31 protein-coding genes are annotated in these 24017 nt (G+C 74.1%); 15 read left to right on the forward strand and 16 right to left on the reverse strand.

The features are described 5' to 3' along the window. Window positions 1–136 precede the first annotated feature (136 nt). On the forward strand, window positions 137–781 hold the full coding sequence (locus OG490_RS04075) for a GNAT family N-acetyltransferase (protein ID WP_330294897.1): 645 nt from the start codon (window positions 137–139) through the stop codon (window positions 779–781). 31 nt (window positions 782–812) lie between these two features. Here the strand turns inward: OG490_RS04075 and OG490_RS04080 are convergent, their stop codons facing one another. Both OG490_RS04080 and OG490_RS04085 read right to left on the reverse strand, forming a co-directional pair. Continuing rightward, window positions 813–1286 (reverse strand): HD domain-containing protein, encoded by a 474-nt coding sequence (locus tag OG490_RS04080; protein ID WP_330294898.1) that lies wholly within the window; start codon window positions 1284–1286, stop codon window positions 813–815. 90 nt (window positions 1287–1376) lie between these two features. Then, window positions 1377–2453: an RNA ligase (ATP) gene (locus OG490_RS04085; RefSeq protein WP_330294899.1), complete on the reverse strand. Its 1077-nt coding sequence runs from the start codon at window positions 2451–2453 to the stop codon at window positions 1377–1379. A gap of 335 nt (window positions 2454–2788) precedes the next feature. On the opposite strand from OG490_RS04085, the gene OG490_RS04090 reads away from it, so the two are divergent. Further along, the gene (locus OG490_RS04090) at window positions 2789–3532 is read left to right on the forward strand and encodes an SDR family NAD(P)-dependent oxidoreductase (protein WP_330294900.1); all 744 of its coding nucleotides are present in this window, start codon (window positions 2789–2791) and stop codon (window positions 3530–3532) included. A gap of 12 nt (window positions 3533–3544) precedes the next feature. Here the strand turns inward: OG490_RS04090 and OG490_RS04095 are convergent, their stop codons facing one another. From OG490_RS04095 to OG490_RS04105, 3 genes are all read right to left on the reverse strand, one after another. Continuing rightward, window positions 3545–4135 (reverse strand): peptidoglycan-binding domain-containing protein, encoded by a 591-nt coding sequence (locus OG490_RS04095; RefSeq protein ID WP_330294901.1) that lies wholly within the window; start codon window positions 4133–4135, stop codon window positions 3545–3547. A 433-nt stretch (window positions 4136–4568) separates the two neighbouring features. Beyond that, window positions 4569–4733 carry a hypothetical protein gene (locus OG490_RS04100; RefSeq protein ID WP_330294902.1) on the reverse strand — a complete coding sequence of 55 codons (165 nt, stop codon included), beginning with the start codon at window positions 4731–4733 and terminating at the stop codon, window positions 4569–4571. Window positions 4734–5004: 271 nt separating this feature from the next. Next, window positions 5005–6198 carry an MFS transporter gene (locus tag OG490_RS04105; protein ID WP_443065928.1) on the reverse strand — a complete coding sequence of 398 codons (1194 nt, stop codon included), beginning with the start codon at window positions 6196–6198 and terminating at the stop codon, window positions 5005–5007. 618 nt (window positions 6199–6816) lie between these two features. On the opposite strand from OG490_RS04105, the gene OG490_RS04110 reads away from it, so the two are divergent. The 3 genes from OG490_RS04110 to OG490_RS04120 all read left to right on the forward strand — a co-directional run bounded on the left by OG490_RS04110 (window position 6817) and on the right by OG490_RS04120 (window position 8837). After that, complete coding sequence (locus OG490_RS04110) at window positions 6817–7329, forward strand: hypothetical protein (protein WP_330294904.1); 513 nt, start codon at window positions 6817–6819, stop codon at window positions 7327–7329. 73 nt (window positions 7330–7402) lie between these two features. Further along, window positions 7403–8239, forward strand: a complete 837-nt coding sequence (locus OG490_RS04115) for a MerR family transcriptional regulator (protein ID WP_330294905.1) — start codon at window positions 7403–7405, stop codon at window positions 8237–8239. A gap of 52 nt (window positions 8240–8291) precedes the next feature. Continuing rightward, window positions 8292–8837, forward strand: a complete 546-nt coding sequence (locus OG490_RS04120; protein ID WP_330294906.1) for an adenylate kinase — start codon at window positions 8292–8294, stop codon at window positions 8835–8837. Here the strand turns inward: OG490_RS04120 and OG490_RS04125 are convergent. After that, entirely contained in the window at window positions 8804–9148 is a 345-nt protein-coding gene (locus OG490_RS04125) for a hypothetical protein (protein WP_330294907.1), read from the reverse strand. The two genes, OG490_RS04120 and OG490_RS04125, sit on opposite strands and share 34 nt — an antisense overlap. A 184-nt stretch (window positions 9149–9332) precedes the next feature. Between OG490_RS04125 and OG490_RS04130 the strand changes: the two genes are divergently transcribed. After that, entirely contained in the window at window positions 9333–9821 is a 489-nt protein-coding gene (locus tag OG490_RS04130) for a hypothetical protein (RefSeq protein WP_330294908.1), read from the forward strand. Window positions 9822–9876: 55 nt separating this feature from the next. Beyond that, complete coding sequence (locus OG490_RS04135) at window positions 9877–10233, forward strand: S26 family signal peptidase (RefSeq protein ID WP_330294909.1); 357 nt, start codon at window positions 9877–9879, stop codon at window positions 10231–10233. A 7-nt stretch (window positions 10234–10240) separates the two neighbouring features. Here OG490_RS04135 and OG490_RS04140 read toward each other — a convergent pair whose 3' ends face one another. The 3 genes from OG490_RS04140 to OG490_RS04150 form a co-directional block, all read right to left on the reverse strand. Further along, a complete protein-coding gene (locus OG490_RS04140) occupies window positions 10241–12085 on the reverse strand; it encodes a hypothetical protein (protein WP_330294910.1) in 1845 nt (614 codons plus the stop codon). Window positions 12086–12147: 62 nt separating this feature from the next. Continuing rightward, the gene (locus OG490_RS04145; RefSeq protein ID WP_330294911.1) at window positions 12148–12741 is read right to left on the reverse strand and encodes an HAD family hydrolase; all 594 of its coding nucleotides are present in this window, start codon (window positions 12739–12741) and stop codon (window positions 12148–12150) included. After that, window positions 12705–13517: a P-type ATPase gene (locus OG490_RS04150; RefSeq protein ID WP_330294912.1), complete on the reverse strand. Its 813-nt coding sequence runs from the start codon at window positions 13515–13517 to the stop codon at window positions 12705–12707. Before OG490_RS04150 ends, OG490_RS04145 begins: the two co-directional genes overlap by 37 nt. Before the next feature lie 117 nt (window positions 13518–13634). Between OG490_RS04150 and OG490_RS04155 the strand changes: the two genes are divergently transcribed. Beyond that, the gene (locus tag OG490_RS04155; RefSeq protein WP_330294913.1) at window positions 13635–13982 is read left to right on the forward strand and encodes an ArsR/SmtB family transcription factor; all 348 of its coding nucleotides are present in this window, start codon (window positions 13635–13637) and stop codon (window positions 13980–13982) included. A gap of 49 nt (window positions 13983–14031) precedes the next feature. On the opposite strand, the gene OG490_RS04160 is transcribed toward OG490_RS04155, so the two are convergent. After that, the gene (locus OG490_RS04160; RefSeq protein WP_330294914.1) at window positions 14032–14475 is read right to left on the reverse strand and encodes a MarR family winged helix-turn-helix transcriptional regulator; all 444 of its coding nucleotides are present in this window, start codon (window positions 14473–14475) and stop codon (window positions 14032–14034) included. Window positions 14476–14583: 108 nt separating this feature from the next. On the opposite strand from OG490_RS04160, the gene OG490_RS04165 reads away from it, so the two are divergent. The 4 genes from OG490_RS04165 (at window position 14584) to OG490_RS04180 (ending at window position 16789) form a co-directional block, all read left to right on the forward strand. Continuing rightward, window positions 14584–15270 carry a maleylpyruvate isomerase family mycothiol-dependent enzyme gene (locus tag OG490_RS04165; protein ID WP_330294915.1) on the forward strand — a complete coding sequence of 229 codons (687 nt, stop codon included), beginning with the start codon at window positions 14584–14586 and terminating at the stop codon, window positions 15268–15270. Further along, on the forward strand, window positions 15267–15710 hold the full coding sequence (locus tag OG490_RS04170) for an ankyrin repeat domain-containing protein (protein WP_330294916.1): 444 nt from the start codon (window positions 15267–15269) through the stop codon (window positions 15708–15710). The genes OG490_RS04165 and OG490_RS04170 overlap by 4 nt, the downstream gene beginning before the upstream one ends. Before the next feature lie 166 nt (window positions 15711–15876). Next, window positions 15877–16179 (forward strand): hypothetical protein, encoded by a 303-nt coding sequence (locus OG490_RS04175; RefSeq protein WP_330294917.1) that lies wholly within the window; start codon window positions 15877–15879, stop codon window positions 16177–16179. A gap of 151 nt (window positions 16180–16330) precedes the next feature. Continuing rightward, the gene (locus tag OG490_RS04180) at window positions 16331–16789 is read left to right on the forward strand and encodes a Crp/Fnr family transcriptional regulator (protein WP_330294918.1); all 459 of its coding nucleotides are present in this window, start codon (window positions 16331–16333) and stop codon (window positions 16787–16789) included. A 29-nt stretch (window positions 16790–16818) separates the two neighbouring features. On the opposite strand, the gene OG490_RS04185 is transcribed toward OG490_RS04180, so the two are convergent. Next, window positions 16819–17619: a TIGR03943 family putative permease subunit gene (locus OG490_RS04185; protein WP_330294919.1), complete on the reverse strand. Its 801-nt coding sequence runs from the start codon at window positions 17617–17619 to the stop codon at window positions 16819–16821. Next, the gene (locus OG490_RS04190; protein ID WP_330300767.1) at window positions 17616–18539 is read right to left on the reverse strand and encodes a permease; all 924 of its coding nucleotides are present in this window, start codon (window positions 18537–18539) and stop codon (window positions 17616–17618) included. The genes OG490_RS04185 and OG490_RS04190 overlap by 4 nt, the downstream gene beginning before the upstream one ends. Before the next feature lie 428 nt (window positions 18540–18967). On the opposite strand from OG490_RS04190, the gene OG490_RS04195 reads away from it, so the two are divergent. After that, window positions 18968–19411 carry a subtilase-type protease inhibitor gene (locus tag OG490_RS04195; protein ID WP_330294920.1) on the forward strand — a complete coding sequence of 148 codons (444 nt, stop codon included), beginning with the start codon at window positions 18968–18970 and terminating at the stop codon, window positions 19409–19411. Window positions 19412–19463: 52 nt separating this feature from the next. Here the strand turns inward: OG490_RS04195 and OG490_RS04200 are convergent, their stop codons facing one another. Both OG490_RS04200 and OG490_RS04205 read right to left on the reverse strand, forming a co-directional pair. After that, window positions 19464–20348 carry a GNAT family N-acetyltransferase gene (locus OG490_RS04200; protein WP_330294921.1) on the reverse strand — a complete coding sequence of 295 codons (885 nt, stop codon included), beginning with the start codon at window positions 20346–20348 and terminating at the stop codon, window positions 19464–19466. A 42-nt stretch (window positions 20349–20390) separates the two neighbouring features. Next, window positions 20391–21269, reverse strand: a complete 879-nt coding sequence (locus tag OG490_RS04205; RefSeq protein WP_330294922.1) for an ATP-grasp domain-containing protein — start codon at window positions 21267–21269, stop codon at window positions 20391–20393. Window positions 21270–21365: 96 nt separating this feature from the next. On the opposite strand from OG490_RS04205, the gene OG490_RS04210 reads away from it, so the two are divergent. Then, window positions 21366–22163, forward strand: a complete 798-nt coding sequence (locus tag OG490_RS04210) for an aminoglycoside N(3)-acetyltransferase (protein ID WP_330294923.1) — start codon at window positions 21366–21368, stop codon at window positions 22161–22163. A gap of 5 nt (window positions 22164–22168) precedes the next feature. On the opposite strand, the gene OG490_RS04215 is transcribed toward OG490_RS04210, so the two are convergent. Further along, window positions 22169–22747 (reverse strand): hypothetical protein, encoded by a 579-nt coding sequence (locus OG490_RS04215; protein ID WP_330294924.1) that lies wholly within the window; start codon window positions 22745–22747, stop codon window positions 22169–22171. A 65-nt stretch (window positions 22748–22812) separates the two neighbouring features. Here OG490_RS04215 and OG490_RS04220 point away from each other — a divergent pair, with 65 nt between their 5' ends. After that, complete coding sequence (locus OG490_RS04220; RefSeq protein WP_330294925.1) at window positions 22813–23535, forward strand: SIR2 family NAD-dependent protein deacylase; 723 nt, start codon at window positions 22813–22815, stop codon at window positions 23533–23535. Window positions 23536–23572: 37 nt separating this feature from the next. Here OG490_RS04220 and OG490_RS04225 read toward each other — a convergent pair whose 3' ends face one another. Continuing rightward, window positions 23573–23989 carry a nuclear transport factor 2 family protein gene (locus tag OG490_RS04225; protein WP_330294926.1) on the reverse strand — a complete coding sequence of 139 codons (417 nt, stop codon included), beginning with the start codon at window positions 23987–23989 and terminating at the stop codon, window positions 23573–23575. Window positions 23990–24017 lie beyond the last annotated feature (28 nt).

The raw sequence follows: 24017 nt of genomic DNA on the forward strand, positions 1-24017 counted from the left end.
AACACAACTCCGGGCCGAGAAGCCCCCACCCCGGCAGGGACCCCCTTGGGCTTGCGCGGCGATCCGCCGCCGACTGTCGGCGCGCTTGTGTAATATCCGAACACGGATTTGAGTCATTACTCAGAGGGGTGTCCAGATGTGGGATCTCGCGCGCTCATGGGTCGACGGATGGACCGTCTCGCGGCAGACGCCGAAGCCGGTGGACGTGCCGTGGGGGCTGAGTATCCAGGTCGGGCTGACGGACCAGGTGGTCCGTCACGTCCTGCTCGACGCCGATGCCGAGACCGCCCGCGGGCTCGTCGGCGCGATCACCGAACCGGCCACCTGGATCAAGGCCTTTCTGGAACCGGACCTCATGGGGCCGTGGTTCTCGCCCGAGTGGGAGCCGACCGATCCCGGCTTCCTGATGGCCGTCGACCTGCGTCCGTCCGTGGTGCGCGCGCCTGACGGTTACACGGCCACCACCGAGACCGCCGGCGAGGTCATCAGCGTGCGCGTTCTGGCCGCCGACGGGGAGCTCGCCGCGCGCGGCCAAATCGGCCTGGCAGGCGCCTCCTGCGTCTTCGATCAGATCGTCACCGAAGAGGCTCACCAGCGCCTGGGGCTCGGGACGGTGGTGATGGGGGCCCTCACCAACGCGGCCGTCGAGACCGGTGCGGCTACGGGCACCCTGGGCGCGACTGTCCAGGGCCGAGCGCTCTACGAAACGCTCGACTGGAAGGTCCTCGCACCACTGACCGGCTTCATCTACAAGCCCGCCGACAAGCCCGTCGCTCCCTGAACCTCAACCCGGGCCAAAGCCAGGGGCGGGGTCAGGCGTGGAGCGGGTGGACCGGATGCACGGCCTGGAAGGCCAGGCGGGTGTCGGCGCCCTCGGCGATGCGGGCGAGCAGCGCGTCGAGTTCGAGGTACGCCTCCCAGCGCTCCGTGCCGGGCGCCGCCCGCACGAGGTGGTCGATGAGGAGGTCCTCCAAATCGGTGATCCGCTGGCCTTTCCAGACCTTGTCGGCGACGCTGACCAGCAGCTCGTCCACGCTCACCCCGGCCGCCGACCAGGAGGCGTGCGTGGCTGCGAACCGGGCCTGCGCCGGGGTGAACCCGTGGGCGAGGAGGAGTTCCCGGCCTGCCCGCTCGTGCGCGGACCCCGGCCCGCTCAGCTCGGCGGGATGCACCGTCTTGCCGATGTCGTGCGTCGCAGCACCGAACAGCACGGCCTCGCGGTCGAAGGCCGGGCCGGGGTTGAACTCGGCGAGCCTGTCGGCCAGTTCGGCGGCAACGTCATGCACGAGGCATCCGGCCAGGATAGGCGGGCGGGAATCCGGGTGGGCGTGCCGGGCGCGGGGCTCGCGCCCGGCAGCTCACCGGTCGGTCCGCGCTCACTCGTACTCCGTGCCGCCCTTGCGCGTCAGGTAGGCGGGGCTGACCGCCTTGGCGATGGTGCGGCCGCCGACCACCGGGCTGTAGCGCTCCACCGCCGGGCGGATGACCACGCCCTCGCGCAGGTGCAGGCTCCGGCCGGACACGGTCTCGCGTCCGCTCGCCCACTCCAGCACCGCATCGAGGCTGTACGGCCCCTCGAACAGCTTGGGCACCAGCGGCAGTTCACCGTCCGAGAAGACCTCCGCGGGGTCCAGCCAGCGCACCTGTCCGTCGATCTCGGCGGAGACGTCGAAGACCGCGTACGCGGGCGGGGTCTCCGCCGTGTGCACTTCGGTCCCGTACGCCAGGTCCTGGACCCCCCTGCCGTAGACCTCGCCGAAGATCCCGACCCGGGTCGCCCCGAGCCGATCGGCCAGCGCGGCGGCGGCCTCGGGGACTCCGTGGCCTCGTACGGCCCGCCAGTAGAGGTTGCGCTCGTCCTCCTTGAGGCCCAGGCTCTTGGACCCGAACCCCTTCGAGGAGACGAGGACCCGGCCGTCCTCGGCGAGGTACGTCAACAGGCAGGCGGTGCCGTGCAGTTTCTCGGTGAGCACGACCGGCTCGCCGGGCTCGAAGATGTCCGGGTAGCGCTGGAGGTTCTCGATGTCCACCCACGGCAGCAGTTCGGGGGTGGCCTCGACGTCTCCGTTCATCGTCGTCGGGATGGGCGGGGCCCATTTGGTGATGCCGAGCAACTCCGCGAAGTCCGTGCCCTCTTTGGCCGCCAGGACGAGATCCACGTCCGCCAGCGCGCGCGGACGGCACACCAGGCCCTGCGACAGCTCTCCGCGTAGCCGGACGGCCTTGACCCGGTTCGCGTCGCCGCCCGCGAGGCGGCCGGTCAGCCCGAGCTCGTCGATCAACGCGGCGGGGAGTACGGCTTGTTCGGGTATGTAGAGCGCGTAGTCGCCGGTCCGGTAGGCGTCCTTGGCCACGACGGCCCGGTAGAGACCCACCTGGGCGAGCTCCAACGCATCGGCGTTCGGGTGCGGATGGACGGCGAGCTCTTCTACGGTGACCCGCAGAGTCGACATGGCGGTGCTCCTCGGAAATGTCGGCTTACTGATGGCTGGGTGACGGCTCGGTGAGGCGTCAGGTATCGGAGGCCACTCTGCGGCCCACGATTTCCGCTGGTCCATCGCTTATCGCGATGCTAGGGCCTGCGCTTCCGGGTCAAGGAGCGGCGTCCGGTGCGTGCCGGACGTGACACGGGGCCGGCGACAGGGGTCGGCGCGACCGAACATCCGGCACCCCCGCGCATACGGCCCGCCAGGGTGGGCGGGTACACCCCCGGCCACGCCGACGGGCTCGCGGGCAGCGATCATGGACGCGGGCACGGCATTCGTACTGCGTTACACAGGAGGCTCACATGTCACGTCGTCCGGTCACCATCGTCACCGGAGGCAGCCGCGGCATCGGCGCCGCCACCTGCGTCCGGCTCGCCTCCGACGGGCACGACCTCGTGCTCGGCTACCTCCATGACGACGACGCCGCCAAAGCCACCGCCGAGCGGGTACGGGCAGCCGGCGCGCGCTGTGTGACCGTGCGCGGCGACTGCTCCGAGGAGTCCGGCGTCGACCGGCTCTTCGACATCGCCGGGGCCGAGTTCGGCGCGGTGACCGGCCTGGTCAACAATGCCGGGGTGACCGGCACGCCGGGTCGCCTCGCCGACATCCGGACCGAGGATCTGCGCCGCGTACTGGACGTGAACCTCTTCGGATACCTGCTCTGCTGCCGCCGGGCCGCCCGGGACATGGCCGCGTCCGGCGGCGGGGCGATCGTCAACGTCTCCTCCGCGGCCGCCACCCTCGGCAGCCCCGGCCGCTACGTCCACTACGCCGCGACCAAGGCCGCCACCGACACCCTGACCCTCGGGCTGGCCAAGGAACTCGGGCCGGACAGGATCCGTGTCAACGCCGTGGCGCCCGGCATCATCGACACCGACATGCACGCCGCCATGGGCGACCCCGACCGCCCTGCGCTCGCGGCCGCCGAGATCCCGCTCGGGCGGGCCGGGCAGCCCACAGAGGTCGCCGCGGCCATCGCCTGGCTGCTGTCCCCGGACTCGGCCTACACGACCGGGACGGTCCTCCGCGTCGCGGGCGGACGCTGAGCCCGGCCCGACCTAGTCGCTCGCGAAAGCCGCCCGCGTGTTCGGGCCGTAGACGCCCTGCGGGTCGCCCTTGATGCTCCGGTTCTGCTGGAGCTGGGTGACGCCGCGCCGGGTCTGTTCGTCGTAGACCCCGGTGACGGAGACGTACGTGAACCCCTGCGCGTACAGCCGCCCCTGGAGGGTGCGCACCTCGGGCCCGCTGTCCCCCGGGCGCAGCGTCCCGGCCCCCGCGGGCGTCGGCGAGGCACCGGTCGACCCCGACGGCCCGGGCTCCCGGCCGGCGCTGTTCCCCGGACCGGGGGCGGGCGGGGCCGTCGCGGACCGCGCCGGGCTCCCGGTTCCGGTCGGGCCTACGGGCTCACCCGTGGGCGCGGGTTCCTCGCCCGCCCCCGGGCTCCGCGCCGGGAGCACGGGAACCGAGAGGTCGGGCCGCGTGACGGCCCCCGGCGGTTCTTGCTCGGGGCCGCTCAGCAGGAGCGTCAGAGCGCCCGCCACGGCGAGTGCGAGCAGGGCGAGGACGGCGAACGCGAGCCGACTGCCGCCCTGTTTGCGCGGGTCGGCCACGGACACCCGCGCGGTGGCCGACGAAGGCGGCGTCGACATGGGCTCGGCAGTGCGGGTCTGTTCCGGAGCGGGCCCGGACCCCGGCCCGGGGGCAAACAGCGGCTCCGGCACCGCGGCGGACATGGCGGAGGGCGCCGCGGAAGGCATCGCGAACCAAGGCGCCGCCTCGGGTGCCCGACCGGCGGGCGCACCGGGCACCGGAGCCGACACCGGGCCCGCGCCCTGACCTGTCACCGGCCCGGTCGGAGGCCAAGCAGCGGCAGGAACGGCAGAAGGAGGGACCGGTGCGGAGGCCGACACCGGGGCCTGGGCCGACGGCCCGGTCGGCGGGGGCGCGGGGGCCACGTAAGGGCGTACGAGCAGGCGGTCGGCGGGGGCGGGGCCGCTCTCATCTGGGTCTGGGGACACGGTTGTCTCCCGGCGGGTGCGGGGGCCGGCGCGGCGGTGCGGTGCCGGCCCCCTGCCCGGCCGGTCAGGCCCTGCGCCGCCGGGCGATCAGGACCATACCGGTTCCGGCGGCCGGGGCCACGGCCCCGCCGATCGACGGCGGCACGGCGCCGATGGCCGCCACGGCGGGGGAACCGCCGATAGCAGCCGAGGGGTGCGGAGAGCGGACGGATATTGACATGTGGGACATCTCCGAAGTGCAGCTCATGCGGTGGCGCTTGCCGCCCGGCGGCACGGACGGCGACGTGGACTGCGACGCGATCAGCGATCCGGACGGTGGTGCTCGACCGGCGCACTCTTTCCCCCTGGGATGCCCCAGGTCAAGCCGGATGTCCGATGCGCCCCATCCATCCGATGTGTACGCGAACTCTTCGCCGAAACCATCCCCTCGGGGTCGAGCTCTCCGCCGGGCCGATCCGCCGTCCGTCCGCATAACGGACGGTCACCTCCCGGTCCACGGTCTACCGGTGGTCGGCCGCGGAACCCTCCCGGGCGGTGGCGGGCAGCACCTGAGCGGGGGCCGCCGCGACCGTGGCCCGCGCCCTTCGCGATACGGAGGTGACCCAGACCGTGACGGCAGCCAGGCCCATCAGGCCGGCTCCGGTCAACGGGGCGGCGGACACCGAGATCCCGTCGACCACGAGCCCGCCGGAGAGCGCGCCCGCCGCGATGGCCAGGTTGAACATCGCGACCATCAGCGAGGAGGCGACCTCCGCCTCGTCCGGGGCCGCCTTGATCATCCAGCTCTGGAGGCTCACCCCGACCCCGCCGAAGGCAAGCCCCCACGCCAGCAGCAGCACCGTCCCGGCGACCGCCCCCGACAGCGTGGCGATCAAGGCGAGGATCACCGCGAGCGAGGCGCCGACCGCCAGCAGCGTACGGTGCGCATCGCGCCCGCCCGCCAGGAAGTTGCCCGCCACGCCCGCGGCTCCGTAACCCAGCAGGAGGGTGCTCACGAAGCCCGCACCGACGCCCGAGACGTCCTGGAGGATCGGCCGTACGAACGTGTACGCGGCGAACTGCCCGGTCACCATCAGGAAGGTGACCGCCACCCCGGCCCGGACCCCGCGGTTGTGCCGGAGGAGAGCGGGGAGCTGGGCGAAGGTGATGCGTCGGGTCGGCGGCAGTGGCGGCAGCAGCAGGAGCAGGGCCGCCAGGGTGAGCAGTCCGAGTCCGCCGACGGCGGCGAAGGCCGTGCGCCAGCCGCCGAGTTCGCCGAGCAGCGTCCCGGCGGGGACGCCGAGCACCGAGGCCGTGGGCACTCCTCCGAAGACGAGTGCGGTGGCCCGGCCGACGTGCCGCTCGGGTACGAGGCGCACTGCGATCCCGCCCGCTATGGCCCAGAAGCCCCCGACGCTGACCCCGACGAGCAGCCGGGCCGCGAGGACCACTCCGAACCCCGGGGCGAGGGCGACGACGAGGTTGGCTACGGCCATCAGGGCGATCAGCCCGACCAGGACGAAGCGCCGGTCGAGCCGGCCGGCACCGACGGTGACGAGCGGTGCGCAGAACGCGGCGACGATCCCCGGCACGGTGACCATCAGTCCAGCGGTGCCGTCGGACACCCCGAGTTCGGCGCCGACCGAGGTGAGCAGCCCGACGGGCAGCAGCTCGGAGGTGATGAGGCAGAAGATCCCGAGCGCCACGGCGCCCACGGCGCCCCATCCCTTCCATCCCGCGACCGCCCGGGCGGGGTCCGGGGCGACGGGGGTCGGCGCCGTGGGCGGCGACTTGGGCGGCGACTTGGGGCTCGGCTCGGGGCTCGGCTCGGGGACCGAGTCGGGTATCGGCTCAGGGGTCTGCCCAGGGTCGGGATCGCGATCGGAATCGAGGGCAGGCGTCGAAGGGCTGTCGTTGCCGGGCGCGGCAGCTGCGGTCATGGGTCGGCACTCCGTACGGGCAAGCGGGCAAACGGGCGGGCAGGCGGGCGGGCCGTGGACCTCCACCCGGCGGGCAGGCGCCGCCGGGCAGGCCCGTCCGCGGGCCCGGTACGGCAGCTCGGAGCGCCGGAGGTCGCGCCTCCCCCGGCATCCGCACTGTCGTTCCCATCCCGAACCTTGTCCGGGATTTCCCTTCCGGTCCACCCCCGTCCACGCACGCGTGCTCCCGGACCGGTGAAACCTCCCGGCCTGGCAGAAACGATCAGGGTGGCCCCGGCGAACCGTTCCGGCAACGCCTTCGGAGCATCAGGGCCCTCCCCCGGCCCGCCGCGGCCTCACCCGCACGCACGGGCGCGGGACGGGGCAGGGCCACCCGTGCGGCATGGTGGTCCGATGCAGTTACGCCGGGTCCTGCCCCTCTCCCTCTTCGCGCTGCTCGCGAGCGCCGGCTGCGTGTCGGTCGGCCCGCAGGCTTCCGACGGGCCCGCGCATGCCTCCGTACCGCCCGCCGACGCGCCCGATACCGCCGCTGCGGAAGGTTCTGCCGGAGCCGGTGCACCGGCCGGACCCACGGGACCAGCCGGACCAGGAGGTCCGGTCAACGCGTCCGATCCGCACGGGCTGCCCCTCGGCAGGCTCCCCGCCCCCACCGCGCCCACCGCCGACGCCGGTCCAGGGGCGTCGGGCCCCGACCCCGCCCGCCGCCCCGCGAACGCACCCCGCAAGGGGGCCGAGCACCGTTCGAAGCCCGCCGCCCCGCGCCATCCCCATCCCCCCAAGACCGCGCCCGCCCGGACCGGACGGCAACCGGCCCCGCCGCCCAGCCTGGACGAGTTGTGCGCCGCCGCCGAGGGTTCCGTACCGCCGTCGATCGTGGACCTCTGCCTTCGCCAGTCCGGCCGCTGACCTGCAAGGACAACTGGATATTCTGGTCGGGCTTGACCCTCACACCGTGTCAGGGCCTCCACTGGAAGGCGTCATGTTCACCATCGGAGACTTCGCCAAGCACGGCCGGGTGTCGGTCCGCATGCTGCGTCACTACGACGCCCTCGGACTGCTGCGCCCGGCCCGTGTCGACCCCGCCAGCGGCTACCGCTACTACGAGGCCGGGCAGCTCGCCCGCCTCAACCGTGTCATCGCGCTCAAGGAGCTCGGCTTCAGCCTGGACCAGGTGGGGTCGATACTCGACGAGCTCGTGGGCTCGGAGGAGCTGCGCGGCATGCTGCGGCTGCGGCAGGCGGAACTGGAGTCGGCCATGGCCGCTGCGGCGGCCCGGCTGGCCCAGGTCGAGACGAGGCTCCGGATCATCGAGAACGAGGGAACCATGTCTTCCATCGACATCGTCGTGAAGAGCCTTCCGCCCGTCCGCCTCGCCGAACTGAGCGGGGTCGCGGCGAGCTACGAGCCCGGGGACATCACCCCGGTCATCGGCCCGCTCTACGACGAGCTGTGCCGCCGCATCGAGGACGCCGGGGTGACGCCCACCGCACCGGGCGTCGCGTACTACGAGGACGCCGGGGACGCGGCGCGTCCCGGCGCCGTCCTGGTCCACGCCGGGCTGCCGGTGGCGGCCGGCGTCCGGGCCGAGGACCTCGGGGGCGAGGTGCGGATCGTCGTGCTGCCCGCCGTCGAACGGGCGGCGACGGTCGTGCACCGGGGTTCGATGGACTCCGTGCTGCCGACGGCACAGGCCCTGGCCCAGTGGATCGACGCGAACGGGGAGCGCTCGTCCGGCTACGCCCGCGAACTGACCCTGGCCTGCCCCGAGGACCGCGACCAGTGGGTCACGGAGCTCCAGGAGCCGCTCGGCGTCTGACGCTCCTGACCGACAGACCCACACGGCCCACGGGCCTCGGTAGGCTCCGCTGATGCAGCGGGTACTCGTGGTCGGCATCAGCGGAGCCGGCAAGTCCACTCTGGCGCGGGAGCTGGGTCGGCGGTTCGGGCTGCCGTACCACGAAATGGACGCCCTCCACTTCGCCGGTCCGGGGTGGGCCGTCAGTCCCTCCTACGCCGCCGACGCGGCCCGGATCGCGGCGGGCGAGCGGTGGGTCCTCGACTCGTACGGGCCCGAAGGCGTACGCGAACTGCTGTGGCGGCGGGCCGACACCGTGGTGTGGCTCGACCACCCCCGGCACGTCGTCATGCGACGGGTGCTGCTGCGCTCGCTGCGCCGCAGCCTGCTGCGGGAGCGGCTGTTCGGCGGCAACCGGGAGCGGTGGCGCGAGTGGCTGCGCGCCGACCATCCCGCGTGGTGGGCCTGGTCGCGCCACGGGTCCCGGCGCGCGGAGATCGCCCTGCTGGCCGGTGACGCGCGGTTCGCCCCGCTGCGGGTGGTCCGGCTGCGCTCCCCGGCGGCCGCCGATGCCTGGCTGCGGGCTCAGCGACCGGCCGGGCGGCGGCCGCACACGTAGGCGCAGCCCCGTACGGTGCCCCGGACCGTACCCCGCCGGGCCGTACGCAGGCGGCGCATCGTGTCGTGGCCGCGCCGGCCCCACTCGCCCCGGGGGAGCCCGGCGCGCTGGCCGCCGCCGGTGATCAGGGCGTTGACGGGGGCGTGGGCGTCGGCGGCGAGCCCCTTGGCGACCAGGACTCCGACCACGAGCGGAACCAGCGCCACGGCCAGCGCCGAACCGGCGGTGGTCACGCGCTGCTGTACGCGCGGGCGGTTCGCGGTGCGCGCGGTGGCGGCGGCAGTGGCGGCGGAGGCGGTCTCGAAGGTCATGTCCCCATTCGATCAGCGGGGGCGCGCCGGGGAATCGGGGCGGATACTCAGGCTGTTGGGTGTGAGGTACTCAGACGCGGCCCCACGGACTCACGGGCCCACCGGCACACGGCCCACGGCCCACGGCCCACGGCCCACTGACTCACAGACCCACGGACTGAACGACCATAGGGGGCAGGGCCAAGTGACCACACCCGGGCAGAGCTTCGAACCGGCGAGCGGCGACGGCCCGCCACCACCCGAAGCGGGGCGGGCGGCGGAGCTCCGTACCGCGTACGAGGGGCTGTTGCAGATCCGCCGACTGGTCAACGGTCCGGCGGGCGCCGCGGTTCCCGCCCCCTGGGAGCTGCGCCTGATGCCGCGCGCGGTGGCCCTCGTACTGGAGGCGGCGGGGATCCCCGCGTCGGCACAGGATCCGCAGGACCCGCAGGATCCCCAGGACGCCGAGGTCCGGCGCATCCGTACCGGATACCGGGTGGGTCCGGCCGCATCCGGGGAGGACCGCGTGGAGGTGACCTGGCTCGGCCCGCCGGGCGGCGGCGCGGCCGAGGAGGAACAGGAACGCCTGACGGCCTGCGCGGCGGTGCTCGAACCGCTGGGATGGGTCTGCCTGCTGTACCGCGGCCCGCGCCGGCGCCGATTCCTGGAGGTGGAGCCGCCGCCCGCCTCCTGACGGGGCGGCCGAAATTCGGTACCCCTGCGCGGTAACGCAGGGGCACACTCACCCGATGGGCATGCTCGACGTACAAGCAGACCGCGTCCGCGAGGGCTCGACGGTGGAGTTCCGGCCGACGGGAACCTCGATGGTGCCGCTCGTCCGCAGCCGCCAACGGGTCCGCGTGGCCCCGGCCGACCCCGCCCTCCTCGAACCCGGGGACATCGTCCTGGCCCGGGTCTCCGGCACGGTGTACCTGCACCTGGTGACGGCGGTGGACGCGCCGCGGCGCCGCGTCCAGATCTCCAACAACCGCGGCCACGTCAACGGATGGACCGGCCACGACCGCGTCTTCGGCATCTGTCTCACGGTGGACGACGTCCCCCGCCCCGGCGCGCTCGCCAAGGTCCGCGCGGCCGGTACGGCCTGACGCGGCACTAGGCCGTCTCACCGATCCGCCGCAGGGCTTCGTGTGCGGCCCCGAGCAGCCGCTCGTCCTCCCGCATGTCCTCGTCCTCGTCGCCGGTGTACTCGGGCAGGCGGATGCGCCCCTCCGTCACGGCGGTCAGCGCGGGTACGGCCCGGGCCGCCGCGGGGCCCATTCCGGTCAGGATCCGGCAAGCGTGGAGGTTGAGTTCGCTGCTCCCGGAAGGGTTCAGGAGCGCGTCGAGAAGGGTTCCGGCCGCCTCGGCCGCCCCATCCGCCTCCGCCCCCGCGTGCCGCCACAGGGCGGCGAGCAGCCGCGGGTGCGCGTGCGGCCCGTCGGCGGTCTTCTCCCGGAGGTACGCCACGTGGCCGGGCTCCAGCCCGCCGTGCCCGGCCAGCCATTCCAGGAGGTTCGCGGCCGTCGCGACTTCGCGCGGGCTGTCGCCCAGTCGCGCGAAGGCCTCCTCGGCCCGCCGGCGCTCCCCGGAGATCCGGATCAGCGCCATGGTGGTGAGCCCGGCCCGTTCCCCTCGCCCCTCCGCGGCCAGGGCTTCGAGCAGGGGCAGTGCGGGGGCCGCTTCCGGGCCGATCTGCCCGAGCAGGAAGACCAGTTGGGTCAACCGTACGGGGCGGGGGCCGGGGCGCGGGCGGGTGCCCGGGCCGTCATCGGCCCGGGCCACCGAGCCCAGCAGCCGGACGAGTTGCGGGACGGCGGGGGCCGAGGCCGCTCCGCACGCGGCCAGCACGTCGAGCGCCCGGGCGTTCCCGTCCTCCCCGCACCGGTCGAGGAGCTCCGTGGCCGCCGCGACGAGCGGGGCGAGGTCCGTACCGGGTACGTCGGCCAGCCCTCGCACGGCCTCCCCCACCCCTAGGCCTCCGTGCCGCACCATCCGGCACAGCTCGGGCAGCGCTCGTACGTCCCCGATCCTGGAGAGCGCGAGGGTGGCCGTCTCGCGGCGGGAGCCTCCCCAGGACTCCCGGCCGGGCTCGGCCGGTGCGACCGGTGCGGCCGGCGCGACCGGTGCCGTCAGCTCCGCCGCCAGTTCCTCCCGGCACAGCCGGGTGGCCTCCAGCGAGGCTCCGAGGACCGCGAGGGCCCCCGCCCTGGCCCAGGGGTCGCTCAGCAGCGGCCGCAGGTGCGGCGCGAGTGCCGCCGGGGCCGCCCGCCAGTGGCGCAGTGCCACCCCGGCCATGTCCACGGCGGCCTGCCTGGTCACCGGCATCGGACGGGCCGCGAGCATCGCCACCCGGGCGTAACAGGCGCTCTCGGCATCGGAGCGCCGCGCGGCCAGCCCCCACAGGGTGCCGATCCGCCACTCCAGCCGGCCCCCGGCACGGCCGATCCGCATCCCGGCGGCGTCCAGGTCCGCGAGTACCGCGGGGCTGTCCGGGGCCGGGGACACGCGCAGTCTGACCGCCGGATCGGGGTCGGTGCGCAGCCGCTCCGCCAGGCCCTCGTCGCCTTCGACGCGCCCGGTGCCCCTCACGAGCAGGGCCTCGGCGAGCGCGAGCCGCGCCACCGCGTCCAGCGGGACCGGCCCGTCCACCGGGCCGGTCAGCAGTTCCACGGCCCGGCCCCGGTCCGCCTCGGCCAGCAGCCAGGCGGCCGCGCGCCGTACCGGTTCTTCGGGATCCGACAGCCGGGCCAGCGCGGCCCCGGCCGCCGCGGGCCAGTCAGGGGTGCAGGACGCCAGGTCGGTGAACAGCCCCAGCGCCAGCAGCCGTACGCCGGCACGTGCATCGGTGGTCAGGGAGGCGAGCCGGGCCGTCTCCGGGCCGCTGCGGTCGCCCTCGACGGCCTTGAAAACCGAACTCCGCGCCTCCCAGAGGGCGGTGTTGCCCGGATCCTCGCGCACGGCCTCCGCGAGCCAGGCGTCAACACGGTCGGCCGGGCCGCGAGGGCCCGGCGGTCGGGGGCTCACAGCCCCGGGCGCAGTACGCCCTTTCGCATCGTCATGGGGAGATCATCACCAGTCCGGCGGACCCGGCGCAACCGGATTGGAAAGACCTCCTGCGGCGCCGACACAGGAGGTCCGGGTCCGGGGCCGCGCGGCGCGTCCATCAGGCCCAGGGTGCCGAGCCAGCGGTCTCCCCGGCGGACCAGCATGGTGGTGCGGCCGGTGCTCGTGAGGGCCTGCGTGCGCTCGCGGAGCGCGGCCGGGACGGGCGGACCCGCGAGGCTGTCGGCGTAGGCCAGGCTGCCGATGTGGACCGGCTCGCCGTCGAGCTCGGCGGCGATCCCGCGCCCGATGACGGCCCGCAGGTTGACGGCCTCAGGGGCGGTGCCGGTCTCTGGACCCGTGGCGGCCCGCGGCCCGGTGGCCGCCCGCGTCAGGAGTCCGGAGCCGTCGCGGACGACGGCCTGGGCCAACGGGTGGTCGCTGAGCCGCTGCGCGGCCACGGCGGTGCGCAGCAGTTCCTCGCGCCCGGCTCCGTAGGCGGGCTCGATCTCGGTGAGGCGGGGGCGGCCTTCGGTCAGGGTGCCGGTCTTGTCGAAGGCGATGGTCCGCATCCGGCCGAACTCCTCCAGCGGCGCCCCGCCCTGCCGACCGCGCTGAGGACGGCGGCGGGGGTGGCCAGGGCGCATGGGCTGGCGGCCACGAGGACGGCCATGGCGCGGTAGAAGGTGTCGGCGAAGGGCTCCGCCGTGAACGCGCCGACGGCGAGCAGTACGGCGACGAGCGCGAGCACACCCGGTACGAAGAACTTCGTGAAGCGCTCGGTGAACCGCTGCGTCGGCGAGGTGCGCCCCTCCGCGTCCTGGACCATCCGGACGACCCTGGCCAGGGTGTTCTCGGCGGCGAGCCGGGTGACGACCACGTCGAGGGCCCCTGCTCCGTTGACCGTGCCGGCGTAGACGCGGCTGTCCGGGCCGATCCCGCCGGGGTCGGCGAGGGCGGCGGTCCGATCGGCGACCGGTGTCTTGTCGGCGGGGACGCTCTCGCCGGTGATGGGCGACTGGTCGACGCTGCTGGCGCCCACGACGACGAACCCGTCGGCCGGGACGCGGGTGTGCGGGCGGACCACGACGGTGTCCGCGACCGCGAGTTCCTCCACCGACACCTCCGCCGGAGCGGCGGTTCCCCGCCGCACAAGGGCGGTACGCGGGGCGATCGCGCCCAGCGCTTCGATGGAGCGGCGGGCGCGGCCCATGGCGTAGCCCTCCAGGGCGTGACCGAGGCTGAAGAGGACCAGGAGGGCGGCGCCCTCCTCCCAGCGGCCGATGGCGGCGGCGCCGGCCGCGGCGACGAGCATGAGGAAGTCGACCTGGAAGCGGCCCGCACGCACGGCGGTGACGGCCTCGCGGAGGGTGAAGAACCCGCCAAAGACGTACGCGGCGACGAAGCGGGCCCCTGGGGCGGGGCCGCCGCCGTAGCCGGTGAGCTGGAGGGTCAGACCCGTGAGGTGGACGGTGAGGGCGAGCAGGGCGCTGATGAGCTCGGCGCGCTCGCCGAGGTCATGCAGGGCCTGGCCTCACCGGCCCGGATCCGCATCCTCGCCCGCCTGCTCCAGGCCCCCTGCTCGGTCGGTGAACTGGCCGAGGACCTCGCCCTCGGCCAGCCCACCGTCTCCAACCACCTGCGGCTCCTGCGCCACCTCGACCTCGTGACCGGCAGGCGCGGTAGGCGCGACGGGCGCGACGGGCGCGACGGGCGCAGCGTGGTCTACGAACTCCACGACGCGCACGTCGCCGCCCTGCTCCGGCAGGTACTGGCCCACGTCCACCACGTCCACCACGGCGCCCGGCCGTAACGGCGGCTGCCGCACGTGGCCCCGACCCCGGACCCGCACCGGGGGACGCTCACCGGTACGGGTCGGCGACCTCGCGGAGCCGGGTGAGGGCGCTGCGGAGCTCTCGCGTGCCCCGCGCGCCGAGGTGGCGGGTCCACTCCCCGTCGACCCGGGCCTCCGCCGCCCGCGCGACGGCCACGGCGGCCTCGCCGCGGGGCGCGATGCGGACCAGCCGGGCGCGGGCGTCAGTCGGATCGGGAGTGCGGTGGACGTAGCCGGCCCGCTCCAGCTGTTCGACGAGGAAACCCGCGGTCTGCTTGGTGATCCGGGCCTGTTCGGCCAGGTCCGTGACCCGGGTGCCGTCCGGTCCGATGCGCGCGAAGACGCGGCCCTGGGCGACGGTGAGATCGTCGTAGCCGGCCGCCGCGAGGGCGTCGAAGACGCCTGATTCCATGGCCCGGTAGGCGATGAAGCACAGCAGTCCCAGGTTGAGTTCGCCCTCGTCCCCGGCCATCTCGCACCACCCTTGACTCAGTCAGTCTCTCTGACCAATATTAGACAGAGAGGCTGACCAAATTCCATTGCACGGGATGTCGTCAGCAGGAGCAGGAGGTCGATCGACATGACCGGCACGGTCCGAATGAACCCCGACGACGTATGGCGGACCATCGACAGCGAGCGGCTCTCCCTGGCCGACCTCCTGGACGACCTGAGCCCGGCGGAATGGGAGGCCCCGTCCCTCTGCGCGGGGTGGCGGGTGCGTGACGTCGTAGCCCATCTCACCCTGGCCCACCTGGGCCTCTTCCCGGCACTGGTGGCCACCGTGCGGGCCCGGGGCAGCTTCGACCGCATGATCCACGACACCGCCGTACGGGAATCCGTGCGCCCGGTCCCGGAGTACGCGCCCCGGCTGCGCGCGATGGCCGGATCCCGCCGCAAGGCACCGGGCGTGACCCTCCTGGAACCGATGCTCGACATCCTGGTGCACGGGCAGGACATCACCGTCCCCCTGGGCCGCACCCGCCCGATGCCCACCGACGCGGCGGCGACCGCCGCGCAGCGGGCCTGGTCGATGGGGTTCCCGTTCCACGCCCGGCGGCGGCTGGCGGGCTTCCGCCTGGCGGCCACGGACTGCGACTGGTCGGTCGCCGGCTCCGGCGGCGACAGGGATCCGGTCGTGGAGGGCCCGGTCTCCGCGCTCCTGCTGCTGGTGACCGGCCGGCACTCCGCGGCGCTGCCCCTGCTGTCGGGGCCGGGCCTGCCCGCGCTCGGCGAGCGGCTCGGCGGCACGAAGGCGCCGCGGACATGAAGCGGCGTACCCAGAAGCGGCTCTCCCGCGCCCTCGTCGCGGCGGCCGCGCTCGGCCCCGATGCCCGCGTCACCGCTCTGCTGCGGGCGGGAGCGGACCCCGACGCACGGGACCCGGAGGGCACGACAGCCCTGTACGCGGCAGCCGTGCGGGGCGCCCCCGACGCCGTACGCCGGCTCCTCGCGCACGGCGCCGACCCCGACGCCGAGAGCGGCGGCCCGACGGACGGGACGCCGCTGTGCGCGGCCGCGTCCTGGGGAGAGACCGAAACGGTACGCGCGCTGCTCGCGCACGGGGCCGATCCGGACCTGCGCGAGGACGGCGGCAGCGGGCTGTCACCGCTGGAGTGGGCGAGGCGCGGGAACCACGAGGAAACCGCAGGACTCCTGTTGCCCGCGACGACCCGGGAGGCATCCACCGCGAACCGGTCCGGCGGCTGACGCAGGACGGGGAGGCGAGTGAGCGGACCGACGGGACGCACGGGCCGGGAAACGGGGGACGAGGACGGGAGACGCAGGACCGGTTCTCACGATTGCCGCCCCACTCGGGGCCGCGCCCTCTACCGTGCCCTGGGGGGACGGCGCGGGACCGAAGGGGTGGGGCGGGATGGACGAAGAAGAAGACATGCGGCTGGCGAGGATGACGCCGGAGATCTCACGCCGCACCCTGGGCCTGCTCCGCGGGCTCGTCGGGCTCGAACCGCCGGAGCAGGTGCCCGAGGAAGCGATGATCACCGCCGACGAGATCCTGGCCGAGTTCGGCACGGACGGGCTCCGCGTGCTGGTGATGACGCTGGCGGCCTGGGCCACGGCGCAGATCGAGAACGTCGCGGAGCTGAGCAGCCGCAGCCACGAGGCGGTCCTCGATGCCATGGAGCTGGCCTGCCTGGAGGCCGGCGCGGAGGACTAGGCGGGGCGTCCGGAGCCCCCGCAGTAGCAGCCCGTTCTGACCGGAGGGGTTTGTTCCGGGCCTGATGGGTTCATCCTCCCGACACCGAGCTTCGAATCGGCCCTGCGTCGGCGACACTGGGGGGAGCGGGGGGTCCCGATCGGAGGCCGTCGTGAGCACACCTTCCCCCATCCGGATCGCTGCCGTCCTGTCCACCGAGCATCGTGGACGGCTCATGTCCCACGCCCGTGAGGTCAATTTCCGCGAGGGTGCGCGGATCTTCGACGAGGGCACCCGGGCGGAATCCTTCTGGATCGTGCGCTCCGGCACGGTGACGCTCGAGATCCCCGTACCCGGCCGCCGCCCCACTCCCATCGAGAGCCTGGGCCCCGGCGAGCTGGTGGGCTGGTCATGGCTGTTCGCCCCGTACGTGTGGCAGTTGGGCGCCGAGGCGATGACCCCGGTCCGGGCCTACGAGTTCGACGCCACGACCGTCCGCATGCTCATGGACGCCGACCCGGCCTTCGGTTCCGCCATCGGCCACTGGGTCGGCCGCGTCCTGGCCCTGCGACTCCACCAGACCCGCACCCGCCTCCTCGACCTGTACGCCCCGCGCGCCGCCGCGAGCTGACGCGCAGGAGGAGTGCCGTCAGCGAGCCTTCAACGCGAGGGGGCGATCGGCAGGCTGTCGCTGTACCCGTTGACCGGCCGGTCGATCTTCTCGACCGTGCTGGCGTCCAGTTCGGCCGGGGCGGACTGTGTGCCGAGCGTGCCGCCGGGGTGCCAGGTGCCGGTGACCGAGACCCAGGTGTCGGCGGGCAGGGAGGGTGCGCCGTGGATGCGGACCTTTACGGACTGCGCGTCCGCGGCGCAGCACGAGATGAGGATCCGGGTGAGGTACCAGCCGTCATGCCCTTGACCGAGCGTGACCAGGCCGCTCATCCGGACCGTCCGCCCGCTTATGGCCTGGGTGCTGTCCTGCTGCACGCGTCGCGTGAACTGCGTGAGGGTCATCGGCAGCGGTGAGGTGGCGGGCAGCGCCTCGAAGGTCTGCTGCTCCGTGACGACGACCTTGGCGGTCTCGCGGGAGGCGGTGTACGAGCCGAGGGCGGGCGGGGCGTACACGAGCAGGCTCAGGGCGGGCAGGAACAGCAGCCAGGCCACCCGGGGGACGCCGGAATGGTCGTGGCCGTGGCCGTGTGCGGGCTGAGCCACATCGTCGGGCTCGTCGCCGTCGTCGGCCGCGTGCTCGTGGGTCTTCGTGGCCCCGCGCCGCGCGTTCGGTCCGATGCGGGGCCAGACGTCCGCCGTCGCGAGCACCAGCAGCAGGACACCGGAGGCGATCAGTACGGGCCGCATGCCCGGCTTGACGTACCTCAGGCACAGATCGGTGAACAGCGAGACGTGCAGCAGGCCGGAGCCGATGAGGAGGAGCAGGAACGCCTGCGCCGACCGTTTCACAGCAGCACTCCTCCGATCAGGACGCTGGACAGCACCGCCACGACGGTCGTGGCGGTGGAGAAGCGGACCGCGAAGGGCCGGCCGAAGGTGCCCGCCTGCAGGGCGATGAGTTTCAGGTCGACCATCGGGCCGACCACCATGAACGCCAGCCGCGCCATGGGCGAGAAGCCGGTGAGCGAGGCCGCCACGAAGGCGTCGGCTTCGGAGCACACCGCGAGGACGATGGCGAGGGCCGCCAGGAAGAGCACGGACAGCCAGGGCGAGCCGGAGACCACGTCGAGGACCGAGCGCGGGACCGCCACGTTGAAGGTGGCCGCCGCCATCGCCCCGAGGACCAGGAATCCCCCGGCGTGCAGGAAGTCGTGCTGGAAACCGAGCCGGAACTCGCTCCAGCGGCTGCGCCCCGTCTGATGACCGGTGTACCGCGCGGCAGGACGCAGCCACTCCTCGCGGCCCAGCCAGAGCCAGAGCCAGCCCATCACCGCGGCGGTGGCGAGCGAGGCGAGGAGCCGGGCCAGGACCATGGCGGGGCTGCCGGGAAAGGCGATGGCCGTGGCGGTCAGCACGACGGGGTTGATGGCGGGGGCGGACAGCAGGAAGGCGAAGGCCGCGGCCGGGGTGACTCCTCGGCCGATCAGGCTGTTGGCGACCGGGACCGACGCGCATTCGCAGCCGGGCAGGACCGCTCCGGCCAGGCCTGCGACCGGGACGGCGAGCGCCGGCCGCTTGGGCAGCACCCGGGTGAACACGCCCTCGGGCACGAAGGCGTTGATGGCACCGGACAGCGCCGTGCCGAGCAGCAGGAACGGCAGCGCCTGCACGATGACGGCGAGGCAGACGGTCCGCCAGGCATGCACCGCCGCCGCGTCCAGCCATCCGGCGCCGACCAGGATCACGACACCGCACACGGCCATCGCCATGGCCCACAGGTACACCCAGCCGGCGACCGGTTCGCGGACGGCGGCGCCGTCGGACGAGGCGGCGGCCCCGGCAACTTCAGCCATCTTCTGCACGCCATCTCCGCATGTCGGAACGTCGGACCGGAATATAGCCGGTGCCGGCCCGGGAGGACCGCCCGCCCCCTCGTCCGCCCTCTCGTCCGCGACCTCCTCCGCGCTCCGCCGTCCGATCGCGAGCCGCGAGCCACAGCCGGAGACCTGGATTACCGAGCGTGTTCGGCCGATTCCGCCGGGCGTTGCCCCACAGGTCAGCGCCCGGGCACCGCTGCGGTCTGCGGTCATGCGTGCGCGTTCGGTGACGAGAAGTAGAGGTGCGAACGGGCGTTCCGCTTCCGCATGGGCAAGACTCCCGTCCGTTATCCGACGCAACGACGCTAGGAGTGTTCGACATGCGGTCCATCACCAGGAGTCTGGGGCTTTCGTCCGCCGCCATGGGGCTCGCCGCCCTCACCGCCCTGGCCGGGTCCGGCGCGGCCGGCGCCGCACCGACCGGCACCGAAGTCCTCTACGCACCGTCCGCACTCGTCCTGACCGTCACGGACGGCTCCAGTGCCACCGACGGTACGGTGCTGCGCGCGGCCACCCTCACCTGCGCGCCCCGGCCCGGCGGAACGCACCCGGCCGCGGCCGCCGCCTGCGCCGAGTTACGGGCCAACGGACCCGAGCTCGACGCACTCGCCGAGCCCCGCGCGGACGCGGCGTGTACCAGGGAGTGGGCCCCCGTGACGGTGACGGCCGACGGGGTGTGGCAGGGCCGGCACCTGACCTACTCGTACACCTACGCCAACTCGTGCGGGCTGCGGAACAGCACCGGCCTGCTGTTCGGCATCTGACCCCGAGCCCGAGCCGGGCCCACCGCCTGCTCCGCCCCCGCCCCCGCCCCCGTCAGCCCAGTTCGAGGCTGGTCACGCCGTACATGCCGGTCAGGTCCACGTCCGGTTCCTGGCCGGTGTACATCCGGGCCGCCTCGAAGGTCGGGTCAAGTCCCAGACCGGCCAGCAGGGACGTGGCGCGCGGGTGGGCGTCGGGTACGTCCACGGCGACCACCCCGTCCGGGGCGTGCTCCGCGAGCCGCAGCAGCAGGGCCGAGGCCACCGCCGGGGAGGCGGCGTAGAGCGGGCCGACCCGCGAAGCGCCGCTGCACGGCCGGATCACGCCGAGCCCCTCGATCCGGCCGTCCCGGACGGCGGCGAGGGCGGTCCGGCCCGGCAGTCCGATCCAGGCGGCCAGGAAGGCGTCACGGGGCGCGGGGAAGAACCTGCGGTCGTAGGCGGCGAGCTGCCCGAAGGGCACGGTGGCCGCGTCCACGATCTCCACCCCGGTGGCGGTCGTGGACGCCTTCCCGGGTTCCGCCCCGTCCGCGGGAGCGGCGGCGGCGCGCGGCGCGCCTTCGTGGCGGACGTTGTTCCAGGCCGAGCGGAAACCGGACTTGCGGTAGTTGTCCTGCTGCTCGACCACTCCGTCCAGCCCGACGAGCCTCCCGTCGAGCCGCTGCATTCCGGCCTTCCACAGCCGCATGCCGTAGCCCTGGCCGCGGACTTCGGGGCGGGCGATGTAGAAGCCGATGAAGCCGAAGCCCTCCCCGTACCGGACGGCCGAGATGCAGGCGACGGGCTCCCCGCCGAGCCGGCCGACGAGGAAGCCGGCCGGGTCGGCCACGGCGAACGCGAACCGGTCGGAGTCCCCCGGGTTCCAGCCCTCCTCGTCGGCCCAGTCCCGGATCAGCGCCATGTCCGCGGCGCTCGCGCCGTTGATCTCGAATCCCGTCATGTCCGGTGTTGTACCAGATGCGAAGGGCGTGTGCAGCCCTGCCTAACCGGCCGTCAGGAGGTGGGCGAACGCCGCCGGATCGGCCTGCCGGTGCAGATCGCTCACCTGTCCGTCCCCGACCTCGACCACCCGCCAGACCCCGTCCGCGCGCAGGGCGAGGTCGGTGGTGACGAAGGGACAGTCCAGGGCCGAAACCGCGGCCCGTACCGGGCCGAGCTCCGGCGGCGGGAACTCCGCGTGCGGGCTGTCGGGGTGGGCGGTCAGCAGGCGGGGTTCGCCGCCGCGCCACCACACCCGTACCTCGGTGGCCGCGTCCCCGGCCGCCGTGAAGTGCTCGAAGGCGCGCAGCACCACTCCTCCCGAGAGGTCCTCGCCCTGGAGTTCCACGAAGCGGCTCACCACCCGGTGGACGGCGGCCCGGTCGGCGAGGTCGGGGAGGTGGCAGGCCTCGGCCCACTGGTGTTTGCGGGACTTGACGTAGTCCTTGACGATGCCGGAGCGGGCCGGGAGGGCCGCGGCGAGTTCCGCGAGCTCCGCCGGGTCGGGGGTCTTCCCGGGTGCGGTCGCCAGCCAGCCGCTGGGCGGGGTGAGCCCGGCGAACGCCTCATACCAGCCGGGCAGTTCGTGGGCGCGCCGGTACGCCTCGGGGCTGACGCGCAGGGCGCTGCCGCGTTCGCGCAGGGCCGCGGCGAGCTCGGCGTACCGCCGTGCCGGGATCATCCAGCCCCGGTACCAGAGCTCCCCCGCCCCGGCGGGCACCCTGGCCACGGCCCGTTCCGCGTCCCCGGCGAGCAGCGCGTCGTGGTCGATGAGCGCGGTGGCGGCTCCGGCGGCGCGCAGCGCGCCGGCCTCGGCCGCGAAGTGGGAGTCGACCCGGCGTTCGTTCAGCGGATCGGAGCAGTAAAGGACGGTGGTCGCCATGCCGGCCACCCTACGGAGCTTCGCGCGACCCCCGTACGATTTTCGGTGCGGGGACCACGGATCCGGTGTGCCCCGGGGTGAGGAAGGGCGCATTTCATGCTGGGAGCGGACGGTCTGGTGGCGGGCTGGCGGGAAGCCGGCGTCGAGGAGGGCATGGCGCTGATGGTGCACGCGTCGCTGTCCAGCCTCGGGCGGGTGGACGGCGGAGCCGCCGCGGTGGTGGCGAGCCTGCGCGAGGCGGTGGGTCCTTCCGGGACGGTGGCCGTACCCGCGTTCACCTGGGAGGTGGCCGATCCGGACCCGGAGCACGTGGGTGTGCCCGGCCCCGAGGTGGCGGCGCGGCGGGCGGCGGTGCCGCTGTTCCACCCGGGGCTGCCGGTCACGCGCGCGCTGGGCTCCGTACCGGAGGCCCTGCGGGCCCTGCCCGACAGCGTGCGCAGCGGACATCCGCAGGCTTCGGTGGCGGCGGTGGGCGCCCGGGCGGCCGAGGTCACGTCCGGCCAGTCGCTCGGCTTCGCGCTGGGCCGGACCTCTCCGTTCGGCCGGCTGCACGATCTGGGTGCGCACATCCTGCTGATCGGGGTCGGCCACAACCGCAACTCCTTCCTCCACTACGTCGAGTCCCTCGCCCCGAGGCCGCGGCTGAGGGTGCGGAGGTTCCCGATGGAGGTGGCCGGGGAGCGGGTCTGGGTCGAGACCCCCGACGTGGGCAACGACAACGACACGCACTTCCCGGTGGTGGGCGCCGAGTTCGAGCGTCACGCGGGCATCGCGCAGTCGCGGGTGGGCGGCGCGCCCTGCCGCCTCCTGCCCGTGCCCGCCCTGGTGGACTTCGCGGTCCCCCGGCTGCAGGAGCTGCTGGACGCGGAGCGGGCCCCGCACCCGCAGCCCTGACTCCCTCAGCGCGGCCGGACGACCACCGGGCAGGTGTTCCACAGCGCCGTCCCGGCCGTGAGCAGCTCCAGCACGCAGGCCCGCTCGGCCGGGGTCCACTCGTCGCACTCGTCCCCGAACAGCTTGTCGTACGCGCTGTCGTGCACCGCTCCCTGCGAGGGCAGCGCGTCGACCGTGCGCAGGCCGCGGGCGAGGTCCTCGAAGAAGTTCCAGGCTCCGAGCACGTCGCCCGCGGGCACGGCGCGGCGGACCGGGTCGGCGAGCCAGCGCTCGGCCCTGACCAGCTCCAGCACGTTGGCCTCGGCCGTCACCAGCCGCAGCCCGTGCCGGCGGGTGTACGGCCCGGGCTGGCGCCCGGTCGTGAACACCGGCACCCGCCACCCGGCCCCGCCTCCGTCCCCGGCCGTGTCCCCGGCCGCGTTCCCGTGCGGGACGGCGAACACCTCGTCGGGCTCGCCGTCGCGCAGGCCCGGCCGCCACAGCACCGTCCCGCTGCGCCGCCGCCCCCGCACCCGGTACGGGTAGAGCCCCTGCCCGCTCCGGCGGCCGGTCACGGATCCCGGGGTACCGCCCACGTCTTCCATGCGGTGACCTTATGCAGGGGGAAAAGGGATCGCGGCCGGGCCCCCGCGATCTCTAAGGTCACCGCATGGGAAAGCCGCTCGTAGCAGTGTTCAGTGGGGCCGGGATGTCCACCGATTCCGGGATTCCGGACTACCGGGGGCCGCAAGGGCTGTGGCGGCGCGAGCCCGATGCCGAGAAGCTCGTGACCTACGAGTACTACATGGCCGATCCGGAGATCCGGCGGCGGTCCTGGCTGATGCGGGCGGAGATCGGCGCGCTCGTGCCGCAGCCCAATGCCGCGCATCTCGCCGTGGCCGAACTGGAGCGCGGCGGGCCCCCGGTGCGCGTGATCACGCAGAACGTGGACGGGCTCCAGCAGCTCGCCGGGATGCCCGCGCGCAAGGTGTTCGAGCTGCACGGCTCGGCCCGGTCCGTGGTCTGCACGGCCTGTCACGCCCGGTCGGGGATGGACGATGCCCTGGCCCGGGTCGCCGCCGGGGAGCCGGATCCCGCCTGCCTCGTGTGCGGTGGGATCCTCAAGGCGGCGACCGTGATGTTCGGCGAGCGGCTGGACCCCGAGGTCCTGGCGCAGGCCGTCGCCGTGGCCAAGGGGTGCCAGGTCTTCGTGGCCGTCGGGTCGACCCTGCAGGTGCAGCCCGCGGCCTCGCTGGCCGGGATGGCAGCGGAGGCCGGGGCCCGGCTGGTCATCGTCAACGCGCAGGAGACCCCGTACGACTCCCTCGCCGACGAGGTGATCCGCGAACCGATCGGCACCGCCCTGCCGGCGCTGCTCCGGCGGATCGCATGAGCCCGGTCGGTCCAGGAAGGCCGGCCGGGCCCGGCCATCAGGCGCGGAGCTTCGGGAAGAGGGCCGCCGCCACGTGCCGGGTGTCCAAGTACTCGACGACGGAGGCGATCCGGCCGTCGCGGACCGTGTAGATCCCGATGCAGCGGTTGTCGTACGTGCCGCCGTGCACGGTCTGCGCCTTCGAGGTCCACTCGGCGACCACTCGGTCGCCCTCGGCCACCGTGCCGACCAGCTCGATCTCCACGGTGCCGGGAACGAGGAGCGGTCCGATGCCGCCGAGGAACTCCTCGACGATCGTGTCGCGGCCCCGCCACACCTTCGAGATCGGCAGGTCTCCCGGGAAGTGCCAGGTCGCGTCCTCGGCGAAACTCCCGCGGATGACGGCGGCGTCGCCGTCGCGGACGGCCTCGACGTAGCGGATGACGACGGTCCTGGGGTCGGTGGTCTCGGTCATGCTCTGATTCCTTCGGCTGGTCGTGGTC

It is taken from the genome of Streptomyces sp. NBC_00503, assembly GCF_036346895.1.
Taxonomy (GTDB): Bacteria; Actinomycetota; Actinomycetes; order Streptomycetales; family Streptomycetaceae; genus Streptomyces.

Coding starts and splice junctions, on each gene's coding strand:
- OG490_RS04075 (WP_330294897.1), top strand. CDS start 137: ATGTGGGATCTCGCGCGCTCATGGGTCGACGGATGGACCGTCTCGCGG.
- OG490_RS04085 (WP_330294899.1), bottom strand. CDS start 2,453: ATGTCGACTCTGCGGGTCACCGTAGAAGAGCTCGCCGTCCATCCGCAC.
- OG490_RS04090 (WP_330294900.1), top strand. CDS start 2,789: ATGTCACGTCGTCCGGTCACCATCGTCACCGGAGGCAGCCGCGGCATC.
- OG490_RS04095 (WP_330294901.1), bottom strand. CDS start 4,135: ATGTCGACGCCGCCTTCGTCGGCCACCGCGCGGGTGTCCGTGGCCGAC.
- OG490_RS04100 (WP_330294902.1), bottom strand. CDS start 4,733: ATGTCCCACATGTCAATATCCGTCCGCTCTCCGCACCCCTCGGCTGCT.
- OG490_RS04110 (WP_330294904.1), top strand. CDS start 6,817: ATGCAGTTACGCCGGGTCCTGCCCCTCTCCCTCTTCGCGCTGCTCGCG.
- OG490_RS04115 (WP_330294905.1), top strand. CDS start 7,403: ATGTTCACCATCGGAGACTTCGCCAAGCACGGCCGGGTGTCGGTCCGC.
- OG490_RS04120 (WP_330294906.1), top strand. CDS start 8,292: ATGCAGCGGGTACTCGTGGTCGGCATCAGCGGAGCCGGCAAGTCCACT.
- OG490_RS04125 (WP_330294907.1), bottom strand. CDS start 9,148: ATGACCTTCGAGACCGCCTCCGCCGCCACTGCCGCCGCCACCGCGCGC.
- OG490_RS04135 (WP_330294909.1), top strand. CDS start 9,877: ATGGGCATGCTCGACGTACAAGCAGACCGCGTCCGCGAGGGCTCGACG.
- OG490_RS04145 (WP_330294911.1), bottom strand. CDS start 12,741: ATGCGGACCATCGCCTTCGACAAGACCGGCACCCTGACCGAAGGCCGC.
- OG490_RS04160 (WP_330294914.1), bottom strand. CDS start 14,475: ATGGCCGGGGACGAGGGCGAACTCAACCTGGGACTGCTGTGCTTCATC.
- OG490_RS04165 (WP_330294915.1), top strand. CDS start 14,584: ATGACCGGCACGGTCCGAATGAACCCCGACGACGTATGGCGGACCATC.
- OG490_RS04170 (WP_330294916.1), top strand. CDS start 15,267: ATGAAGCGGCGTACCCAGAAGCGGCTCTCCCGCGCCCTCGTCGCGGCG.
- OG490_RS04175 (WP_330294917.1), top strand. CDS start 15,877: ATGGACGAAGAAGAAGACATGCGGCTGGCGAGGATGACGCCGGAGATC.
- OG490_RS04190 (WP_330300767.1), bottom strand. CDS start 18,539: ATGGCGATGGCCGTGTGCGGTGTCGTGATCCTGGTCGGCGCCGGATGG.
- OG490_RS04195 (WP_330294920.1), top strand. CDS start 18,968: ATGCGGTCCATCACCAGGAGTCTGGGGCTTTCGTCCGCCGCCATGGGG.
- OG490_RS04200 (WP_330294921.1), bottom strand. CDS start 20,348: ATGACGGGATTCGAGATCAACGGCGCGAGCGCCGCGGACATGGCGCTG.
- OG490_RS04205 (WP_330294922.1), bottom strand. CDS start 21,269: ATGGCGACCACCGTCCTTTACTGCTCCGATCCGCTGAACGAACGCCGG.
- OG490_RS04210 (WP_330294923.1), top strand. CDS start 21,366: ATGCTGGGAGCGGACGGTCTGGTGGCGGGCTGGCGGGAAGCCGGCGTC.
- OG490_RS04215 (WP_330294924.1), bottom strand. CDS start 22,747: ATGGAAGACGTGGGCGGTACCCCGGGATCCGTGACCGGCCGCCGGAGC.
- OG490_RS04220 (WP_330294925.1), top strand. CDS start 22,813: ATGGGAAAGCCGCTCGTAGCAGTGTTCAGTGGGGCCGGGATGTCCACC.
- OG490_RS04225 (WP_330294926.1), bottom strand. CDS start 23,989: ATGACCGAGACCACCGACCCCAGGACCGTCGTCATCCGCTACGTCGAG.